Origin of the sequence: Streptomyces sp. FH025 (assembly GCF_017427025.1) — a bacterium.
Classification (GTDB): Bacteria; Actinomycetota; Actinomycetes; order Streptomycetales; family Streptomycetaceae; genus Kitasatospora.
In genome coordinates this window covers 1-15404 of the sequence record NZ_JAFLNG010000111.1, presented here as the reverse complement: position 1 = coordinate 15404, position 15404 = coordinate 1, and the positions used below count along the sequence as shown (strand labels likewise).

Here is a 15404-nt window from a genome sequence, read left to right as displayed (position 1 = left end):
CGTCCTGCCGTCCGTTTTGTCCGGCAAGTCACCTTCGCATGGCGGCACCGTCCGGGCTACCGGGGCGGCACGGCAGGCTCGGCCCCGGCGCCCGCCCGCACGGAGGCGGGCAGGGCCTCGGTGTCCAGTTCGCCGAACCGCGACAGCAGGAAGGTTCCGCCGACCGCCACCGCGAAGCCCGTCAGCGCGCACCAGGCGAAGCCCGGGCGGGCGGCGTCCCCGAGCGAGACCACCCCGACCAGGGCCGGCCCGAAGGTCTCGGCCACCGTCCCGGCGGCGGTCGCGGCCGTCACGGTGCCGCGCTGGAGCGCGAGGGCGTACGCGAGGTAGCCGCCGAGCCCGCCGAGGGCCAGGGCGTACGCGGCCGGGTCGGTGAGGACGGAGCCGACGCCGGAGGCGTCCAGGACGCGCACGGCGAGGCTGGTGATGCCGAAGCCCACGCCGGCCAGCAGGCCGAGTCCGGCCGCGGCGGCGCCGCCGCTCCGGCGGACCAGGAGGAGGGTGGCGAGCAGGATCGCGACGGCGGTGGCGAGCAGCGCCCAGTGGAAGGCGGCCGGGGCGTGGTCCCGGCCCGCCTCGCCGGAGCCGAGCGCGAGCAGCGTCAGGCCGATGACGACGGCGAGGATGCCCGCGACGTCCCCCCGGCGCAGCCTGGCGCCGAGCAGCCAGACGGCGGCCAGGGCGGTGACGGCCAGGCTGGCGTTGGTGACGGCCTGGACGAGGAAGAGCGGCAGGGTGCGCAGGGCGACGATGCTCAGCACGAAGCCGAGGATGTCCAGGAGGGTGCCCAGCAGGAACTGCCAGGACCGCAGCAGAGCGGCCAGCAGCCCGGCCCGCACCCGGTCGGCGCGGGGGGTCGAGCGTGCTCCGCGCGCCTGGAAGACCGCCCCGAAGCCGAAGCAGACGGTGGCGGCCAACGCGGTGGTGAGTCCCAGCAGCATGCCTCTCCCAGCCTCGCCCCCGGTCCGGCCTCCGCTACGGATCTTCCGTGCTGATGCACGACGGCGCCTCTTTACCGCTGTTCGTCACGACGTCCCCGTTGGTCTCGATGACCTTCATCGCGCGGACCTGTTGCATGAGCGGATCCGACATGAATTTCGCCGGCCAGCAGGTCAGCGCGTTCACCTGGGCCCCCTCCAGTGAGCGCACTCCTCTCAGATCGGCCTTGGTCAGATTCGCGCTGAGCAGGAGGGCCTCTTGCAGCGTGGCCCCTCGGAACACGGTTTTGGAGAGATTCGCCCCGATGAAGTTCGCGCCGGTCAGGTTGGCGTCCGTGAAGTCGGCCCCGCGCAGCACGGCGTCGCGGAACTGAGCCCCGGTGAGATCGGCTCCCCTGAAATCGGCGTCGCGCATGTCCTTTCCGTTGAAGCTGATCCCCTTGATCGAATGCTTTCCCGGAGAGAATCCGTACAGCATGGAGGCGACCGTCACGTTGGCGTGCCACGTCGCCTCCTCCTGGGCCACCTCCAGGGATTTCGTCAGGAACTGGATGGACAGCGAAACGGCGAATCCCGTGATGAGGCCTCCGCCCACACCGGAGAGAATGCTGCTTTCGACCGAGTGCGCACCGGACGCCAGCCACCAGGCGATGACGGCCAGCAGGACCCCCAGGAAGACCAGCAGGAAGACGAGAGCCCACTGCCAAGGGGCGATTCCACCCAGCATCGACACCTCCTACCGATTGCACAGGCCCCGAAAACCTGGAAATCGCTAAACAATGGCATTGTTTAGCGATTTCCAGCAAAACTGTACGATCGAACAGTGGGATCCGCTAGTTCTCGACTCCCGTTCGAGTGACCTCCCGGCCCGACATCGCCTTGGGCGGCCCCTAGCCGAGCACGGGGGCGAGCAGGGCGGCCGCCCTGGCGACCAGCAGGTCGTCCTTGGGGGCGGCGGGGTCGGACGGCTTGGTGGAGAGGACGGCGAGGACGACCGGGGCGCCCTGCGGGGTCCAGGCGATGCCCACGTCGTTGGTGGTGCCGTAGTCGCCGGTGCCCGTCTTGTCGGCGATGGTCCAGTCCTGCGGCAGGCCCTCGCGGAAGCGGTGGGTGCTGGTCGTGTTGCCGCGCAGCCAGGTGGTGAGCCGCTCGCGCTGGCCGGGCGGAAGGGCGTGGCCGAGGGTGAGGCTCCGGTAGGTGCGGGCGATGGCGTGCGGGGTCGTGGTGTCGGTGGTCCGGTCCGGCTCGGCCGAGTTCAGCTCGGGCTCCCAGCGGTCCAGGCGGGTGGTCCGGTCGCCGATCGAGCGGCAGAAGCGGGTGACGGCGGCCGGTCCGCCGAGTTCACGGAGCAGCAGGTTGGCGGCGGTGTTGTCGCTGTGGTCGATGGCGGCCGCGCACAGCTCGCCGACGGTCATGCCGTCGGCGAGGTTGCCGGGCAGGCCGGTGACGGGCGCGCCGCCGGCCCGGTCGACATCGGCCCGGGTGTAGCGGATGCGCTGGGCGAGGAACTCGCCGTCGCGGTCGAGGTCCCGCAGGACGGCGGCGACGGCGACGGTCTTGAACACCGAGCACATCGGGAACCGCTCCTCGGCCCGGTGGCGGACGGTCCGGCCGGTCACGAGGTTCCGGCCGTAGACGCCGAGCCGGGCGGAGTGGTCCCGTTCGAGCTGGGCGAGCGACCGGTGGACGTCGGTGCCGCTGCCGGCGCTGCCCGTCCCCTTCGTCCTGTTCGCCGCGTGGGCGGTCCCGCCGGTCGACACCACGGCGGCGACCGCTGCTCCGACGCCGAGCGCCAGGACGGTACGGCGGCTGCGCCGGGCTTCCGAAGGCTGCGCGTGCATTGCTCCCCCTCTGTTCGAATCCTGCGGTGCGAATCGCACCTTCGATCGAAGGGACGCGGCGATCGCTCCGACGGTTCGTCAACGGCCCGAAGTCCGAGCCGTCAGGGTCGGATCGCCACGCCGGCGTAGGCGGACGCCTCGGCGGCCGAGACGGACGGGTCGTCAGCGGTGGGCCGCCAGTGCGGGGTGGGGACGACACCCGGGTCGAGGAGCTTCCAGTCGTCGAAGAAGCGGACGAACTCGTCGAGGGTACGGGCCTGGGCGGCGGTGCCCGCGGCCTCGTAGATGCCGACGATGCGGCGGATCGCCTCGGGCGCGAAGTCCGGCGTCACGTGCGACAGCACCAGGGCGCTGCCGGGGGCGAGCACCGACTTGAGGTGGGCGACCAGCGGGTGGGCGCCGTGGGCGTCGGGGACGAAGTGGAGCAGGGCGTTGAGGGAGAGCGCGACCGGGCGGGCGAAGTCGATGGTGTCGCGCAGGCCGGGTGCGGAGAGCAGGCCGACCGGGTCGGTGACGTCGGCCTCGACGTACGTGGTGCGGCCCTCGGGGGTGCCCATGAGCAGGGCCTGGGCGTGGGTGAGCACGATCGGGTCGTTGTCGGCGTACACCACCCGGGCGCGCGGCTCGACGCTCTGCGCGACCTCGTGCAGGTTGGGCGAGGTGGGGATGCCGGTGCCGACGTCGAGGAACTGGTCGATCCCGGCCTTGGCGAGGACGCGCGTCGAGCGGTGCATGAAGGAGCGGTTGGCCCGGGCCGCGGCGCGCGCCCAGGGGGCGATGGCGAGGACGTGGCCGGCGGCCTCGCGGTCGGCGGCGAAGTTGGTGAAGCCGCCGAGGTAGTAGTCGTACATCCGGGCCGAGTGCGGCACGTTCAACCGCAGGTCGACCCCGTCGTAGAGGCTCATCGCGCTCCCCCGTCGGCATCCCGGGCCACCGCATCGATCGCTGCCCACGGTATCGGAGCGGCCATCGCCTCCCCCGCCTCCCGGCCGTGTCCTCCCTCGCCTGCCCATCAGTCGCCAGATCCCATGAGATGACCATCCGTATTCGGCCATCAGCCTGAAGTGACGGGCTTGCCGGAATGAGGATGGCTGTGGACAGCCCGACCCTCGGGCGGCCCGACGCACAGCCGACGGCCGCGGAAAGCAGGCTCGATGACGATCGACAGGGGCGCCCCCGTACCCGGATACCGAGGAGGGGCGGCGGAGCGCGGCGGCGCGCCGGGGCCGGAACGAGCGGCCGGCGAGGGGGTCGGTCCGCGCCCGGACCTCACCTACGCCGTGTTCTGCGCGACGCATGAACCCGCCTGGCACACCCTCGCGTTGACGCGGATAGGCAGCCAGGCGGACGCCGCGCTGGTGGTCCAGGCGGTCAAGGCCGACCTAGCGCGCTGCTGGCCCCAGGTGCTGCGGTTCGAGGAACCGGCCGCGTACGCCTGGCGGTTGGCCAACCGGCACATCGGGGACTGGGTGGCCGCCGAGGAGCCGGTCGTGGTGGAGGCGGTCACCTTCGCGGCGGTGATCGGGGCGTTCAAGCACGTCGCCGACGGGCTGCTGCACAGCGAGGCGGACGAGGTCCGGCTGTACGCGGCGATCCTCGAACTTCCGGACCGGCAGCGGGACGTGGTGATCCTGCGCTATCTGCTCGGGCTGCACGTCAGGGTGATCGGGGCGTACCTGGGGCGGCCGGTGGCGACGGTGCACTCCAACCTGCGGCACGCCCGGGAGCGGCTGGCGCGCCGGCTCGGGGTGCGCGAACTGCCGGACCGGGGCGGTGAACTGTGACGGTGGAGAGGGAGACGCGGGCGCCGGGCGCGGGGCGTGCGGTGTTCCACGTGCCCCGGCCGGAGCGCGCCCACGCCGACCGGATCGCGGCCCTGCGGCAGGCCCGGCTGACGGCGGCCCCGGCGCACCTGCCCACGGAGCACGAGCAGGCCGCCTTCGAACTGGGCCTGGTGGTCGCGCTGGTGCTGGGCGCGCCGTGCGCGTCCCGGGGGCTGGACCTGCTGGTCAACGCGCGCCGGATCCAGCCCGAGGGCGCGGAGGTGTTCGGCGCCCTGCTGTACGCCACCGGCAAGGAGGAGGCCGCCGAGTTCTGGTGGCGCTTCGCGGCCGGCTCGGGCAGCGGGACGGCCGCGTACTGCCTGCACCTGCACCACCTGAAGCTCGGCGAGACGGACGACGCCGACTACTGGCGAGCCTGGTCCGAACAGCTGTCGGCAGCCGAACGCCAGCCCGGGCCAAGGGAGTTGCTGATGACCAGACCACTGCTGCCGGAGGACGTCCGACGCGACATCCTGTCCCGGGTGCACCGAGGGCTGGCGCCCCAGCTGCCGCCCGCGCTGGTCGCGGTGATCGACCGGCTGCCCTTGCAGGGCGGGGACGAGGAGGAGGTGCCGAGCCCGTGGGAGCTCACCTCGGGGGCGACCTCGGCGTGCTCCTGGGAGCCGCCCTGGAGGCTCGACGGCGAGGAGCAGGGATGACCGGATCGAGTGAGCGGCCAGCGATCATGCCACCCTCCCTCGTTCAGGTGAGCGCGGTCAGTCGGGCGACGACTTCCGGGTCTCGGCCGCTGCCCCGGTGGATCCGCTCTCCGTCCGGGCCCCGGTAGTGGACGCGGTAGTGGTGCGGTGCCATCGCGGTGTCCCGGCCGGGCAGGGACGCGACCACGGCGCGGTGCGCGGTGGCCGGGGTGAGCCGGGGATCGGTGGTGGTGAGCTCGGCGATCAACTCGCCGTCGGCGAAAGCGAGTCGGTGATCGGCTCCGGTCGCGGTGTCCAACAGCGCGCTGACGGCCGCCAGGTCGATCCGGGAGCCGTCGATGACCCGCCAGTCACCGCCGCCCCGCCCGGCGTCCGGTGGACCGGGTGCGTCGGACAGCCGCCCGGTGAGCGGCACCGGCCCCTCGGCGGCGGCCGCCAGGAGGGCGAGCAGGGCGCGGGCGAAGCGCGCGGTCTCCTCGGCGTCGAACACCTGGGGGCAGGCGACCAGGGCGAAATCGAGGCTGCCGGTGATCCGCAGGATGGTGAACATCAGCCGCACCGGCAGCGGTGGCGCGGGCAGCGGGGTCAGTTCGGGGTCCACGGTCGGGACGGGCTGGGCGTCGGCGACGGCGGCGGGGATGGTGAGGCTCAGATCGTTGACCACCACCTGGCGGGCGAAACGCGAGCCGCGCGCATGGGCGATGTCGTCCATCAGCCTCCAGACCCGTTCGGCGTCCAAGGTGCTGTGCCAGTAGGCGCTCAGCGAGGCCGACTTGGCGCGGCCGATCAGCTGGTCGAGGTCGTCGGTGCCGGTGTCGAGCAGGATCAGGGCGTCCTGGGCGAGGGTGCCGACGTGGTCGACCAGCGCGGCCCGCTGCCGGTTCGCCGAGAGCGCGGAGATCACCAGCTCGGCGCTGTCGGCCCGGCGGGCGACGAGGGCGGCGAAGGCCGCGAGCAGGACGACGGACGGGCTCGCGCCGGTGCGACGGCAGACGGCGGCGAGGTCGGCGGCGGCCTCGCCGGAGCGGACCAGCAGGGCGCCGGGCTCGCGCGGCGGGCCGGTGATCCGGGAGTTCGCGAAGACGGCCTGCGGTCCGGTGGCCAGGATCCGGGCCCAGTGCCGTAGGGCGTTGGCCGCCTTCCGACGGCCCTGGAGTCCCTGTTCGACGACGGCGATCTGCCGCGGCGTCGGCGCGGTGACGGGCGGGAGTTCCTTGCCGACGGCCAGGGCGCACCAGTCCTCGATCAGCACGGCGGTGGCGGCGCCGTCGGCGCCGGCGTGACAGACGACCACGACCAGGCGGAGCAGTCGCTCGCCGTCGGCGAGCAGGGTGAAGCGAAGGCGCGGGGGCGCTTCCAGCCCGACCGGGACGACGACCTCTTCGCGACCCAACTCCGCCGCTAGAGCGTCCAGTTCGTATTCATCGAGGCTCCCCGTCTCGACCACGCGCACCGCGAACCGGCCCTCCGCGTGCACCACCTGGCGGTCCGGGAAGCCGTCCGGGCCGGAGCCGGGCGGGAAGGAGGTCCGCAGCGACTCGTGCCGCTCGACCAGCAGCCGCAGGGCGAGCAGTCCGGCGGAGAGCGAGGTGCCGGGCGGCACCGGCCAGACGGACTCCCCGTTGATCTGCTCGGGGGCGTCGCGCCGGATGCACCGGATCATGTTGTCCTGGCCGCGGGTGAGCGGGCCCGAGCCGGTGCTCGTCGCGGCGAACCGGACGGTGACACGGCGGGAGTTCCCGAGCCCGTCGCGCGGCGCGGGGTCATCCGGCGCGGGGCCGTGCGAAGCGGGATCGTGCGGTGCGGGATCGTGCGGTGCGGGATCGCGGGGTTCGGGATCGTGCGGTGCGGGATCGTACAGGGTCACGTCGTACGCGCCTCTCGGCTCTCCGGGCAGGGCTCCGCGGGGTGTGCCCGGGACGCTACCAGCGGCCACAGAACAAGGTCCAGACCAATCCAGCCATATTCAACTTCCGTGCCACACAAGTGAGTTGACATGAATCGGCGATGCGCCGAGGACCGCGACGGCGGCCCGGTACGGCCCCGGGACGGGCACGTCGCAGAGCCGGACCGGCCCCTCGCCGAGCGGGCCCGGATCGGCCAGCAGCAGCGGGGACGGCCCCGCCACGGACACCCCGAGGGACTGCGCGAGCCGTCCGCCGTACGCCTTCACGCAGGCCTCGCGGCGGCACCACAGCCCGGTGAAGCGCTCCGCCCGCTCGGCGGGGCGAGCGGGCTCCGCGACGAACCGCGCCTCCTCGAACGGGAACCAGCGAGCGGCCATCCGCTCGGCCGCCCGGGCGTCGGGCACCCGCTCGACGTCGACGCCGACCGGCCGCCCCTCGGTGATGGCCAGGACCGCGAGGGCCTCCGAGGCCGACCAGTTCACCCGCAGCTCACCGGCGCCGACCGGCTCCGGCTTGCCGTGCCGGCCGCGCCGCCACACCACCTCGGCCGGGCGCACGCCCAGCCGCGCGGCGACCAGCCGCCGGACGACACCACGCACCACGGTGAAGCGGCTGCGCACCACCGGGAGCGCGCCCGCCACCCGGGCGCGCTCCCGCACGTCCAGCGATTCCCACAGCTCCTCGACGAGTTCGGCGGGTTGGTCGGTGCGGATCAGCCGGAGCTCGACCTCGGTCACGACAGGGCCAGGGTGCTGAGCACCCCGAGCCGCCGGTCGAGCCCGGCGACCAGCACCGGCCGCCCCTGCGCCCGCCACTGCGGCAGGTGCTCGGCGAGCCGCGCCCAGACTCCGGTGAACGGCTGGGCGTCCGGCCCGTCCCCGGCGGTCGAGTCCAGCACCGCCACCTCGGGCCCCAGCTCCTCCGCCCGCGCCCGTACGAACCGCTCCGGCTCCGAGACGTCCGACCGCTGGTGCACGGCCAGCCCGGCGCCCGGGGCCTCCTCGCAGACCAGCACCACCACCGCGTGCCGCTCCGGCATCGCCACCGGCTCGGCCGGCCGGTAGTGCAGCGCGGTCTGCTCCGCGAGCACCACCACGGCCCGGCGACAGGCGCCCGTGCGGTGGTACTCGGCGGCCAGCCGCAGGGCGGTGAAGGCGGCGGCGGTGCCCTGGTCGCAGATCGCGAACGCCAGCGGGCCGCCCGGGACGGACCGGCTGAGCGCGAGCGAGGACGGCGCGCCGGGGCGGACGTCCGGGGTGTCGAACGCGAGGATCAGCAGGTCCACCGGCGTGTCGTCGGCCACCGCCTCGCGCAGCAGCCCCGCGGCCAGCTCCTCGTAGGAGTGGCCGGCGCCCTCACCCAGCAGGTCCTCCCGCAGCGGCAGGCCGTACGGGCGGACGAGGTCGGAGACGAACACCCGGAGGTCGGGGTCGAGCGAGGTCTCCGAGCGGCCGTCGAAGCGGCGGGCGAGGATCCGGGTGATCCGCAGACCGGGGGAACCGGCGGCCACCGGTCAGTCCTCGGCGATGAGGTGCCCGGCGACGTAGTCGGCCAGCCGGGTGACCGTCCGCAGGTCGTCCTCGGTGATCTGCTCGACGTCGACCTGGATGTCGAGCGACTCCTCCAGCTCCAGGATGAGCTCGATGGTGCCGGCCGAGGTGAGGCCGAGGTCGTCGAACAGGCAGGCGTCCTTGGGGATCTCGGGCAGTTCGCGCTTGAGCACGCGCGGCAGGAGCTCGCCGATGCCGTGCAGGATGCGCTCGCGCAGCTCGGGGTCAGTGGTCTGGACCAGGGATTCTGACATGGGTGAACCGTCCCGTCGTACGTGGGAAGTGTGCTCTGGGGTTCGGAAGGGGTTGAGCGATGGATTCGAAGAAGGGGATTCCTGGCGGACCGTCAGCCGTCAGTACCGCATCGCCATCGCGGAAAAGGTGGCTCCGACACCGGCGGCGGCGATCAGGTAGTGGTCGCCGCGGCGGATCAGCCCCCGCGCGGTGGCGGTGTGGAGGTTGATGAGGCTGTCCGCAGCGAAACTGTGCCCGACCGACAGCACGTTGTCCAGCACCACCTTTTCGAGCGGGTAGCCGATCCGGCGCGCTATCATCCGCCACGACGCCTGGTTGACGTTGTGCGGGAGCACCGCGGCCAGGTCGGAGAGCTCCAGCCCGGCCTCGTCCAGCGCCGCCTCGATGGCCTCGACCATGACGTTCGGGTACTCGCGCTGGTACCGGGCGAGCAGGTCCGGGTCCTCGGCCAGCCGGCCGTCGAACTCCGGGCGTTGGCGCACCGCGAAGGAGAGCACCCGGTGGTGCTCGCCTCCGGCGCTGACCAGGCAGGCGGCCGAGCCCTCGGCGAAGATGCCGGTCTCGGGCACCACCTGGGCGTCCCTGGTGAAGGTCTTCTCCCCCGCCAGGACCAGCGCCAGGGCCTGCGGGTCGGGATCGCCGGCGAGCAGTCTGCCCGCCAGGTCGATGGCCAACAGGCCCACCGCGCAGGCGTGGTGGGTCACGGTGAAGGCGGCGGCGTGCGCCAGGCCGCGCGCGCCGAGCAGCGCGTGCAGCGGGTTGAGCGGGTGGGGCACCGCCACCGGCATGCTGCGGGCGTGGATCACGAAGCGGACATGCCGTTCGCGTCCGCGCAGCTCCGGCAGGTTGTCCAGGGCGGCGTCGAGCAGGTCGGGCAGCGTCCCGGCCGGGTCCAGTCGGAGCTGGTCCAGGCCGTGGAAGCGGCGGAAGAGACGGAGTTGACGTGGGGTCAGGCCGATTCGCTCGCCCACCGCCTCGATGGGCACGGCGTGTGGGGGGAGGTGAACGGCCACTGCCTCCAGTGCGGTCACGCGGGCTAGTATTCCGACGCCCGCCTGGTCGCACAAGTGATCTCGGGCCCCTTCTCCTTCGCCGCCGGCCTCCCCGATCGCCGGGACCGCCGCGCCCGCCTCCACACCGTCGACCGGACGGGAGATTCCCTTGTCTGATTCCGAACCCACCTGCCCCGACCAGCCGTTGAACAGTGAGCTGGCCGCGATCCTGGCCGAGGTGGCCGCAGCGCCGCCCGGCTGGGAGCACCGGCTGACCCCGGACGCCCGGCTGGACGGCGACCTGCTGCTGGACGAGTGCGAACTCGCCGACCTCGCGCTCCGCCTGCGCGAGCGCTTCGGCGCGTCCGCCGATCTGGCCGCCCTGCGCGCCGGGCTGGACCTGGCCGGCCTGGAGGCGCTCACCCTCGCCGACGTCCAGGCACTGCTCCCCGAGGAGGACGCACGATGAGCCGGTTCCTGCTGGTGATGCCCCCGTTGACCGGGCACGTCAATCCCGCCGCCGGCATCGCCGCCGAACTGACCGTACGCGGCCACGAGGTGGCCTGGACCGGCACCGAGTCGGTGCTGCGCCCGCTGCTCGGCCCGGACGCCCGCGTGCTGGGCACCGGCACCCGGGCCTTCCGTGCGCAGGGCGGGCACGGGCTGGCCGCCCTGCGCTCGCTCTGGGAGGGCTTCATCGTCCCGTACGCGCGGTTCACCGCGAAGCCGCTGGACACGATCGTGCGGGAGTTCCGGCCGGACGTGCTGCTGGTGGACCAGCACACCCCGGCGGGCGCGCTGGTCGCGCACCGGCACGGCCTGCCGTGGGCGAGCTTCGCGCCCGGGGCGATGGAACTGGGCCGCCCCTACCGGGCGTTGCCGCAGGTCGAGGCATGGATGACCGGGCTGCTGCGCGGGCTGTGGGAGCGCGCCCGGCTGCCCGGGGAGGAGTACCGGGATCCGCGCTTCTCCCCCGCCCTGGTGCTGGCCACCACGGGGCCCGCACTGACCGGCACCGCCCCGCCGCCGGAGCACGCGCTGGTCGGGCCGCTCCTCTCGGCGCGCCCGCACGACCCGGACTTCCCGTGGGCGCGACTGCTGCCCGGGCGGCGGCGGGTGCTGGTCACCATGGGCACGCTGGCCGGCGAACTCGGCGCGGACTTCCACGCGCGGGCCGCCCGGGCGCTGGAGCTGTGCGGTCCCGAGGTGCAGCCGGTGTTCGCCGCGCCGCGCGAACTGCTGCCCGAACTCCCGCCGCAGGCCGTCGCGGTGGACCGGGCGCCGGTGCTGGAGCTGATGGCGCGCGGCGAACTGGACGCGGTGCTCTGCCACGGCGGGATGAACACCGTGGGCGAGGCGTTGGCGCACGGACTGCCGCTGGTCACCGCGCCGATCCGGCACGACCAGCCGTTCGTCGCCGCGCAGGTGGCGGCGGCCGGAGCGGGCGTACGGGTGCCGTTCGCCCGGGTGACGCCGGAGCGGCTGGCGCACGCGCTGCGCTCCGTACTCGACACAACGGACCACCGGGAGCGGGCGGTTCAGGTCGGCCGGGAGCTGCTGGCCGGCGGCGGTGCGGTGGCCGCGGCGGACCGGCTGGAGGCCCTGGCCGCGCGGTGAACTCCCTTCGTGAACCGCCGCCCGTGGGCCGCCCTTTAGCAGATCAGCGGATCACAGGTCCATTGGTCTAGGCCATTGTTTCCTGGTCGGGGTTGACCCTAGGGTGTCGCACCGACGCCGCCTTCCCAGGCGCCGAGCCCGCCCTCTCCGGGGTGCCGTGGCAGCCCATCCCCGTACGGGAGTTCCGGTTGATCGAGACCACGGGACTGCGCAAGTCCTACCGCAAGAAGACCTCCCGCAGGAGCGGTGAGGACTCCACCGTCGACGCCGTGCGCGGCATCGACCTGTCCGTCGCCGCAGGCGAGATCTACGGCTTCCTCGGCCCCAACGGCGCCGGGAAGACCACCACCCTGCGCATGCTGGCCACGCTGATCCGCCCGGACGGCGGACAGGCCGTCATCGCCGGGGCCGACCTGTTCGAGGACCCGGCCGGGGTCCGCCGCCGGATCGGCTACGTCGCCCAGGGCGGCGGCACCACCGACAACGTCAGCGGCCGCGAGGAACTCGTGCTCCAGGCCCGGCTGTACGGCGCGGGCAAGGCGCAGGCCGTCCAGGCCGCCGAGGACGCGCTCAAGGCCTTCCACCTGGGCGAGTTCGGCGACCGCCCGTGCGCCACCTACTCGGGCGGCCAGCGCCGCCGGGTCGACATCGCGCTCGGCGTGATCCACCAGCCCCGGGTGCTCTTCCTGGACGAGCCCACGGTCGGGCTCGACCCGGCCAGCCGGGCCCACGTCTGGGAGGAGATCCGGCGGCTGCGCACCGAGGGCATGACCGTGGTCGTCACCACGCACTACCTGGACGAGGCCGACGCGCTCTGCGACCGTGTCGCCATCGTCGACCACGGCCGGGTGGTGGCCGAGGGCACGCCCGAGGCGCTCAAGCGGGAGATCTCCGGGGACGTGGTCCTGCTCGGCCTCGACGGGACCGTCGAGGGCCTCGCCGAGCGCGCGGCCGAGGTGCTGCGCCCGCAGCCGTACCTGCACCGGCTGGAGCCTAACGGGGACGAGGGGCTGCGGCTCTACCTGGAGGACGGCGCCGCGGCGATCCCGCAACTGCTGCGCGCCCTCGACGCGGCGGGCGTGACGCCCGGCACCGTGCAGCTCCAACGGCCCAGCCTGGACGACGTGTTCCTGGCCCGCACCGGCCGCTCGCTCCAGCAGTCCTGACCCGACCGACCCCTCCCGCTCGACCCCTTGGGGAGAACGTGAAGCTCGCCCGCGACACCTGGCTGATCTTCCAGCGCCAGCTCCTGCTCCTGCTCCGCACCCCGATCTGGATCGCCGTCGGCATCATCCAGCCCGTGTTCTACCTCCTGCTGTTCGCCCCGCTGCTGAAGAAGGTGCTCGCCCCCGAGGGCGCGAACAGCTACGCCGACGCCTACCAGGTGTACGTACCGGGCCTGTTGGCGGTGCTGTGCATCTTCGGCGGGCTGTTCACCGGCTTCAGCCTGCTGGGTGAGCTCAAGGCCGGGATCATCGAGCGCTCCCGGGTGACCCCGGTGAGCCGGCTCGCCCTGCTGCTCGGACGGGCGCTGCGGGAGATGGTGGCGCTGCTGGTGCAGGCCGTCCTGATCACGCTGATCGCGCTGCCGTTCGGGCTGCGGGTCAGCCCGCTGAACCTGCTGCTCGCCTACCTGCTGCTGGGCCTGCTGGCGCTGATGACCTCGGCCATCTCCTTCGGCATCGCGCTGATGGTGCCCACCGACGCGGCGATGTCGCCGGTGGTGAACACCCTCGCCCAGCCGATCGCGTTGCTGTCGGGGGTGCTGCTGCCGCTCACCCTGGCGCCGGACTGGCTGCAGCAGCTCGCCAAGTGGAACCCCTTCTACTGGGCAGTGGAGGGCATGCGCGCGCTGTTCTCCGGGCACGCCGGGGACGCCGTGGTCTGGCAGGGGCTGCTGGTCGTCGTCGTGATGACCGTGCTGGCGGTGTACTGGTCGGCGCGGCTGTTCTCCACCCGGGTGCGGTAGGGCGGAAACGCGTGGGGCCCGACTCGCTCAGGCGAGCCGGGCCCCAGCGGCATGCTCAGGAGGCGATGAACGCCGCCAACTTGGCCACACCACCGATGATCTGACTCTGCGTCAGCGAGCTGATGGAGAGCCGGAGCCGGTGCTCGCCGCCGCCCGCCGGGTAGAACGGCGCCATCGGCGTCCAGAGCACCCCGAACTCGCGCGCGCACCGCTCCATGGCCACGTCGTCGGCCGTGAAGGGCACCGTCAGCACCGCGAAGAAGCCGCCCTCCGGACGGTTCCAGGACACCCCCAGCCGGCGCCGCTCGGAGGCCGGGAAGTGCCGGTCCAGCTCCCGCAGCAGGGTGTCCATCCCGGCCGCGTAGCGGGCCGTGGCACGGGCGTTGGCGGCACGCAGCCGGCAGTCGTGCGTCAGCAGCATGCCGCCGATGACGGCCTGGCTGAGCGCGGGCGTGTTGACCGTCGTCATGCTCTTGAGCTTCGCCAGCTCGTCCGCGAGCAGGCCGCGCCGCCCGCCGGGCCCGGCCACCCGCTGGTCGGCGACCACGTAGCCGAGGCGGGCGCCGGGGAAGCAGGTCTTGGCGAAGGAGCCCAGGTAGACGACCCGGCCGTCGCGGTCGAGGGCCTTGAGGGTGGGCCGCGGGCTCGGGGTTCGGGCGAAGAAACCGTACGGGTTGTCCTCGACGACCAGCAGCCCCTCCTCGGCGGCGGCCTCCAGCAGCCGGGTCCGGGCGTCGACCGGCATGCTGGCCCCGGAGGGGTTGGCGAAGTCCGGCACGACGTAGAGGGCGCGCGGGCGGCGGCCCTCGGCCCGTACGGCCCGTGCGGCGGCGCGCACGGCCTCCGGGTCGGGGCCGCCCTCGGGGCCCTCGGGGACCGGGACGGTGGCCAGGTCGAGCAGCCGGGCGGCACCGGTGACGCCGACGTAGCAGGGCGAGCTGACCAGCAGCACGTCGTCCCGGCCGGCGCAGAGCGCACGCAGGGTGAGCAGCATTCCCTCCTGGGCGCCCACGGTGAGCACCAGGGCCTCGGGGGCGACGGAGAGTCCCTCGTCGTTGGCCAGGGTGCGGGCGACCAGGTCGGCGATGATGCCCTTGGTGGGGCCGTACTGGAACAGCGTGGTGCGTACGGCGTCCCGGTCGAGGCCGCGCTCGGCCAGGTGGGTGAGGTAGGCGTCCAGGTACCGGGGGACGTACTCGGGCTCGAAGAAGCCCTCGTAGGGGCGGCCGGGGGCGAAGGAGACGGCCTCGGGGTAGCGGATGGTGGCTTCGTTGAGGAAGGTCATCGCGTCCAGCAGCGGGTCGGCGAGCGAGCCGTGCAGGTCGGCCAGGTCGAGGTTCACCGCAGCGCCTCCCGCAGTCGCGCGGCGGCGTACGCCTGGGCCTCGGCGGCGGCGTCCAGGGTGCCGGTCATGGCGAAGAAGCCGTGCGGCGCGCCCTCGTAGCGGCGCAGTTCCACCGGCACCCCGGCGGCGCGCAGGGCCTCGGCGTACTGCTCGCCCTCGTCGCGCAGCGGGTCGTACTCGGCGGTGAGGACGGTCGCCGGCGGCAGTCCGGCCAGGTCGGCGGCGCGCAGCGGGGAGGCGTACGGGCTGGCGCCGTCGGCGGGGTCGGCCAGGTAGTGGCCCCAGTACCAGGCGACCGAGCGGCGGTTGAACAGCAGCGGGTCGTCGTGTTCGCGCAGCGAGGCGGTGTCGGCGGCGTGGTCGGTGTTGGGGTAGACCAGCAGCTGGTGGCGCAGGACCGGGCCGCCCTCGGCGCGCAGCAGCAGGGTGAGGGCGGCGGCGAGGTTGCCGCCGGCGCTGTCGCCGCCGACCGCTAGGCGGTCCGGGTCGATGCCGAACTCCTCGGCTT

Annotated in this window: 17 protein-coding genes; 6 read left to right on the top strand and 11 right to left on the bottom strand. The window is 73.6% G+C overall.

The features are described from left to right. Positions 1 to 56 precede the first annotated feature (56 nt). The 4 genes from J0670_RS11270 to J0670_RS11255 form a co-directional block, all read right to left on the bottom strand. Complete coding sequence (locus tag J0670_RS11270; RefSeq protein WP_207811352.1) at positions 57 to 941, bottom strand: hypothetical protein; 885 nt, start codon at positions 939 to 941, stop codon at positions 57 to 59. A 34-nt stretch (positions 942 to 975) separates the two neighbouring features. Beyond that, a complete protein-coding gene (locus J0670_RS11265; protein WP_207811351.1) occupies positions 976 to 1665 on the bottom strand; it encodes a pentapeptide repeat-containing protein in 690 nt (229 codons plus the stop codon). Between the two features lie 163 nt (positions 1666 to 1828). Then, positions 1829 to 2779, bottom strand: coding sequence for a class A beta-lactamase (gene bla / locus J0670_RS11260; protein WP_207811350.1), 951 nt, complete (start codon positions 2777 to 2779; stop codon positions 1829 to 1831). Positions 2780 to 2880: 101 nt separating this feature from the next. Then, positions 2881 to 3684 (bottom strand): SAM-dependent methyltransferase, encoded by an 804-nt coding sequence (locus tag J0670_RS11255; protein WP_207811349.1) that lies wholly within the window; start codon positions 3682 to 3684, stop codon positions 2881 to 2883. Positions 3685 to 3933: 249 nt separating this feature from the next. On the opposite strand from J0670_RS11255, the gene J0670_RS11250 reads away from it, so the two are divergent. Continuing rightward, positions 3934 to 4563, top strand: coding sequence for an RNA polymerase sigma factor (locus J0670_RS11250; protein ID WP_207811348.1), 630 nt, complete (start codon positions 3934 to 3936; stop codon positions 4561 to 4563). Positions 4564 to 4565: 2 nt separating this feature from the next. Beyond that, complete coding sequence (locus tag J0670_RS11245) at positions 4566 to 5261, top strand: hypothetical protein (protein WP_207811347.1); 696 nt, start codon at positions 4566 to 4568, stop codon at positions 5259 to 5261. A 43-nt stretch (positions 5262 to 5304) separates the two neighbouring features. Here the strand turns inward: J0670_RS11245 and J0670_RS11240 are convergent, their stop codons facing one another. From J0670_RS11240 to J0670_RS11220, 5 genes are all read right to left on the bottom strand, one after another. Next, positions 5305 to 7128 carry a condensation domain-containing protein gene (locus J0670_RS11240; protein WP_307806477.1) on the bottom strand — a complete coding sequence of 608 codons (1824 nt, stop codon included), beginning with the start codon at positions 7126 to 7128 and terminating at the stop codon, positions 5305 to 5307. 99 nt (positions 7129 to 7227) lie between these two features. Beyond that, entirely contained in the window at positions 7228 to 7905 is a 678-nt protein-coding gene (locus J0670_RS40220) for a 4'-phosphopantetheinyl transferase superfamily protein (protein WP_207811346.1), read from the bottom strand. Further along, entirely contained in the window at positions 7902 to 8678 is a 777-nt protein-coding gene (locus J0670_RS11230) for a hypothetical protein (RefSeq protein ID WP_207811345.1), read from the bottom strand. Before J0670_RS11230 ends, J0670_RS40220 begins: the two co-directional genes overlap by 4 nt. 3 nt (positions 8679 to 8681) lie before the next feature. Next, on the bottom strand, positions 8682 to 8972 hold the full coding sequence (locus J0670_RS11225) for a phosphopantetheine-binding protein (protein WP_207811344.1): 291 nt from the start codon (positions 8970 to 8972) through the stop codon (positions 8682 to 8684). Positions 8973 to 9071: 99 nt separating this feature from the next. Next, complete coding sequence (locus tag J0670_RS11220; RefSeq protein WP_307806476.1) at positions 9072 to 9944, bottom strand: 3-oxoacyl-[acyl-carrier-protein] synthase III C-terminal domain-containing protein; 873 nt, start codon at positions 9942 to 9944, stop codon at positions 9072 to 9074. Between the two features lie 190 nt (positions 9945 to 10134). Here J0670_RS11220 and J0670_RS11215 point away from each other — a divergent pair, with 190 nt between their 5' ends. The 4 genes from J0670_RS11215 to J0670_RS11200 all read left to right on the top strand — a co-directional run bounded on the left by J0670_RS11215 (position 10135) and on the right by J0670_RS11200 (position 13551). Further along, a complete protein-coding gene (locus J0670_RS11215; protein ID WP_207811342.1) occupies positions 10135 to 10434 on the top strand; it encodes a hypothetical protein in 300 nt (99 codons plus the stop codon). Continuing rightward, a complete protein-coding gene (locus tag J0670_RS11210) occupies positions 10431 to 11582 on the top strand; it encodes a glycosyltransferase (protein ID WP_207811341.1) in 1152 nt (383 codons plus the stop codon). Before J0670_RS11215 ends, J0670_RS11210 begins: the two co-directional genes overlap by 4 nt. A 92-nt stretch (positions 11583 to 11674) precedes the next feature. Continuing rightward, on the top strand, positions 11675 to 12748 hold the full coding sequence (locus J0670_RS11205; RefSeq protein ID WP_307806475.1) for an ATP-binding cassette domain-containing protein: 1074 nt from the start codon (positions 11675 to 11677) through the stop codon (positions 12746 to 12748). 38 nt (positions 12749 to 12786) lie between these two features. Continuing rightward, complete coding sequence (locus J0670_RS11200; protein WP_207811340.1) at positions 12787 to 13551, top strand: ABC transporter permease; 765 nt, start codon at positions 12787 to 12789, stop codon at positions 13549 to 13551. A gap of 55 nt (positions 13552 to 13606) precedes the next feature. On the opposite strand, the gene J0670_RS11195 is transcribed toward J0670_RS11200, so the two are convergent. Together J0670_RS11195 and J0670_RS11190 are read right to left on the bottom strand one after the other, a co-directional pair. Further along, the gene (locus tag J0670_RS11195; RefSeq protein ID WP_307806474.1) at positions 13607 to 14893 is read right to left on the bottom strand and encodes a PLP-dependent aminotransferase family protein; all 1287 of its coding nucleotides are present in this window, start codon (positions 14891 to 14893) and stop codon (positions 13607 to 13609) included. After that, positions 14890 to 15404 (bottom strand): alpha/beta hydrolase (locus J0670_RS11190; protein ID WP_207811339.1); only part of this gene is annotated, 515 nt, incomplete at its 5' end. The genes J0670_RS11190 and J0670_RS11195, both read right to left, overlap by 4 nt.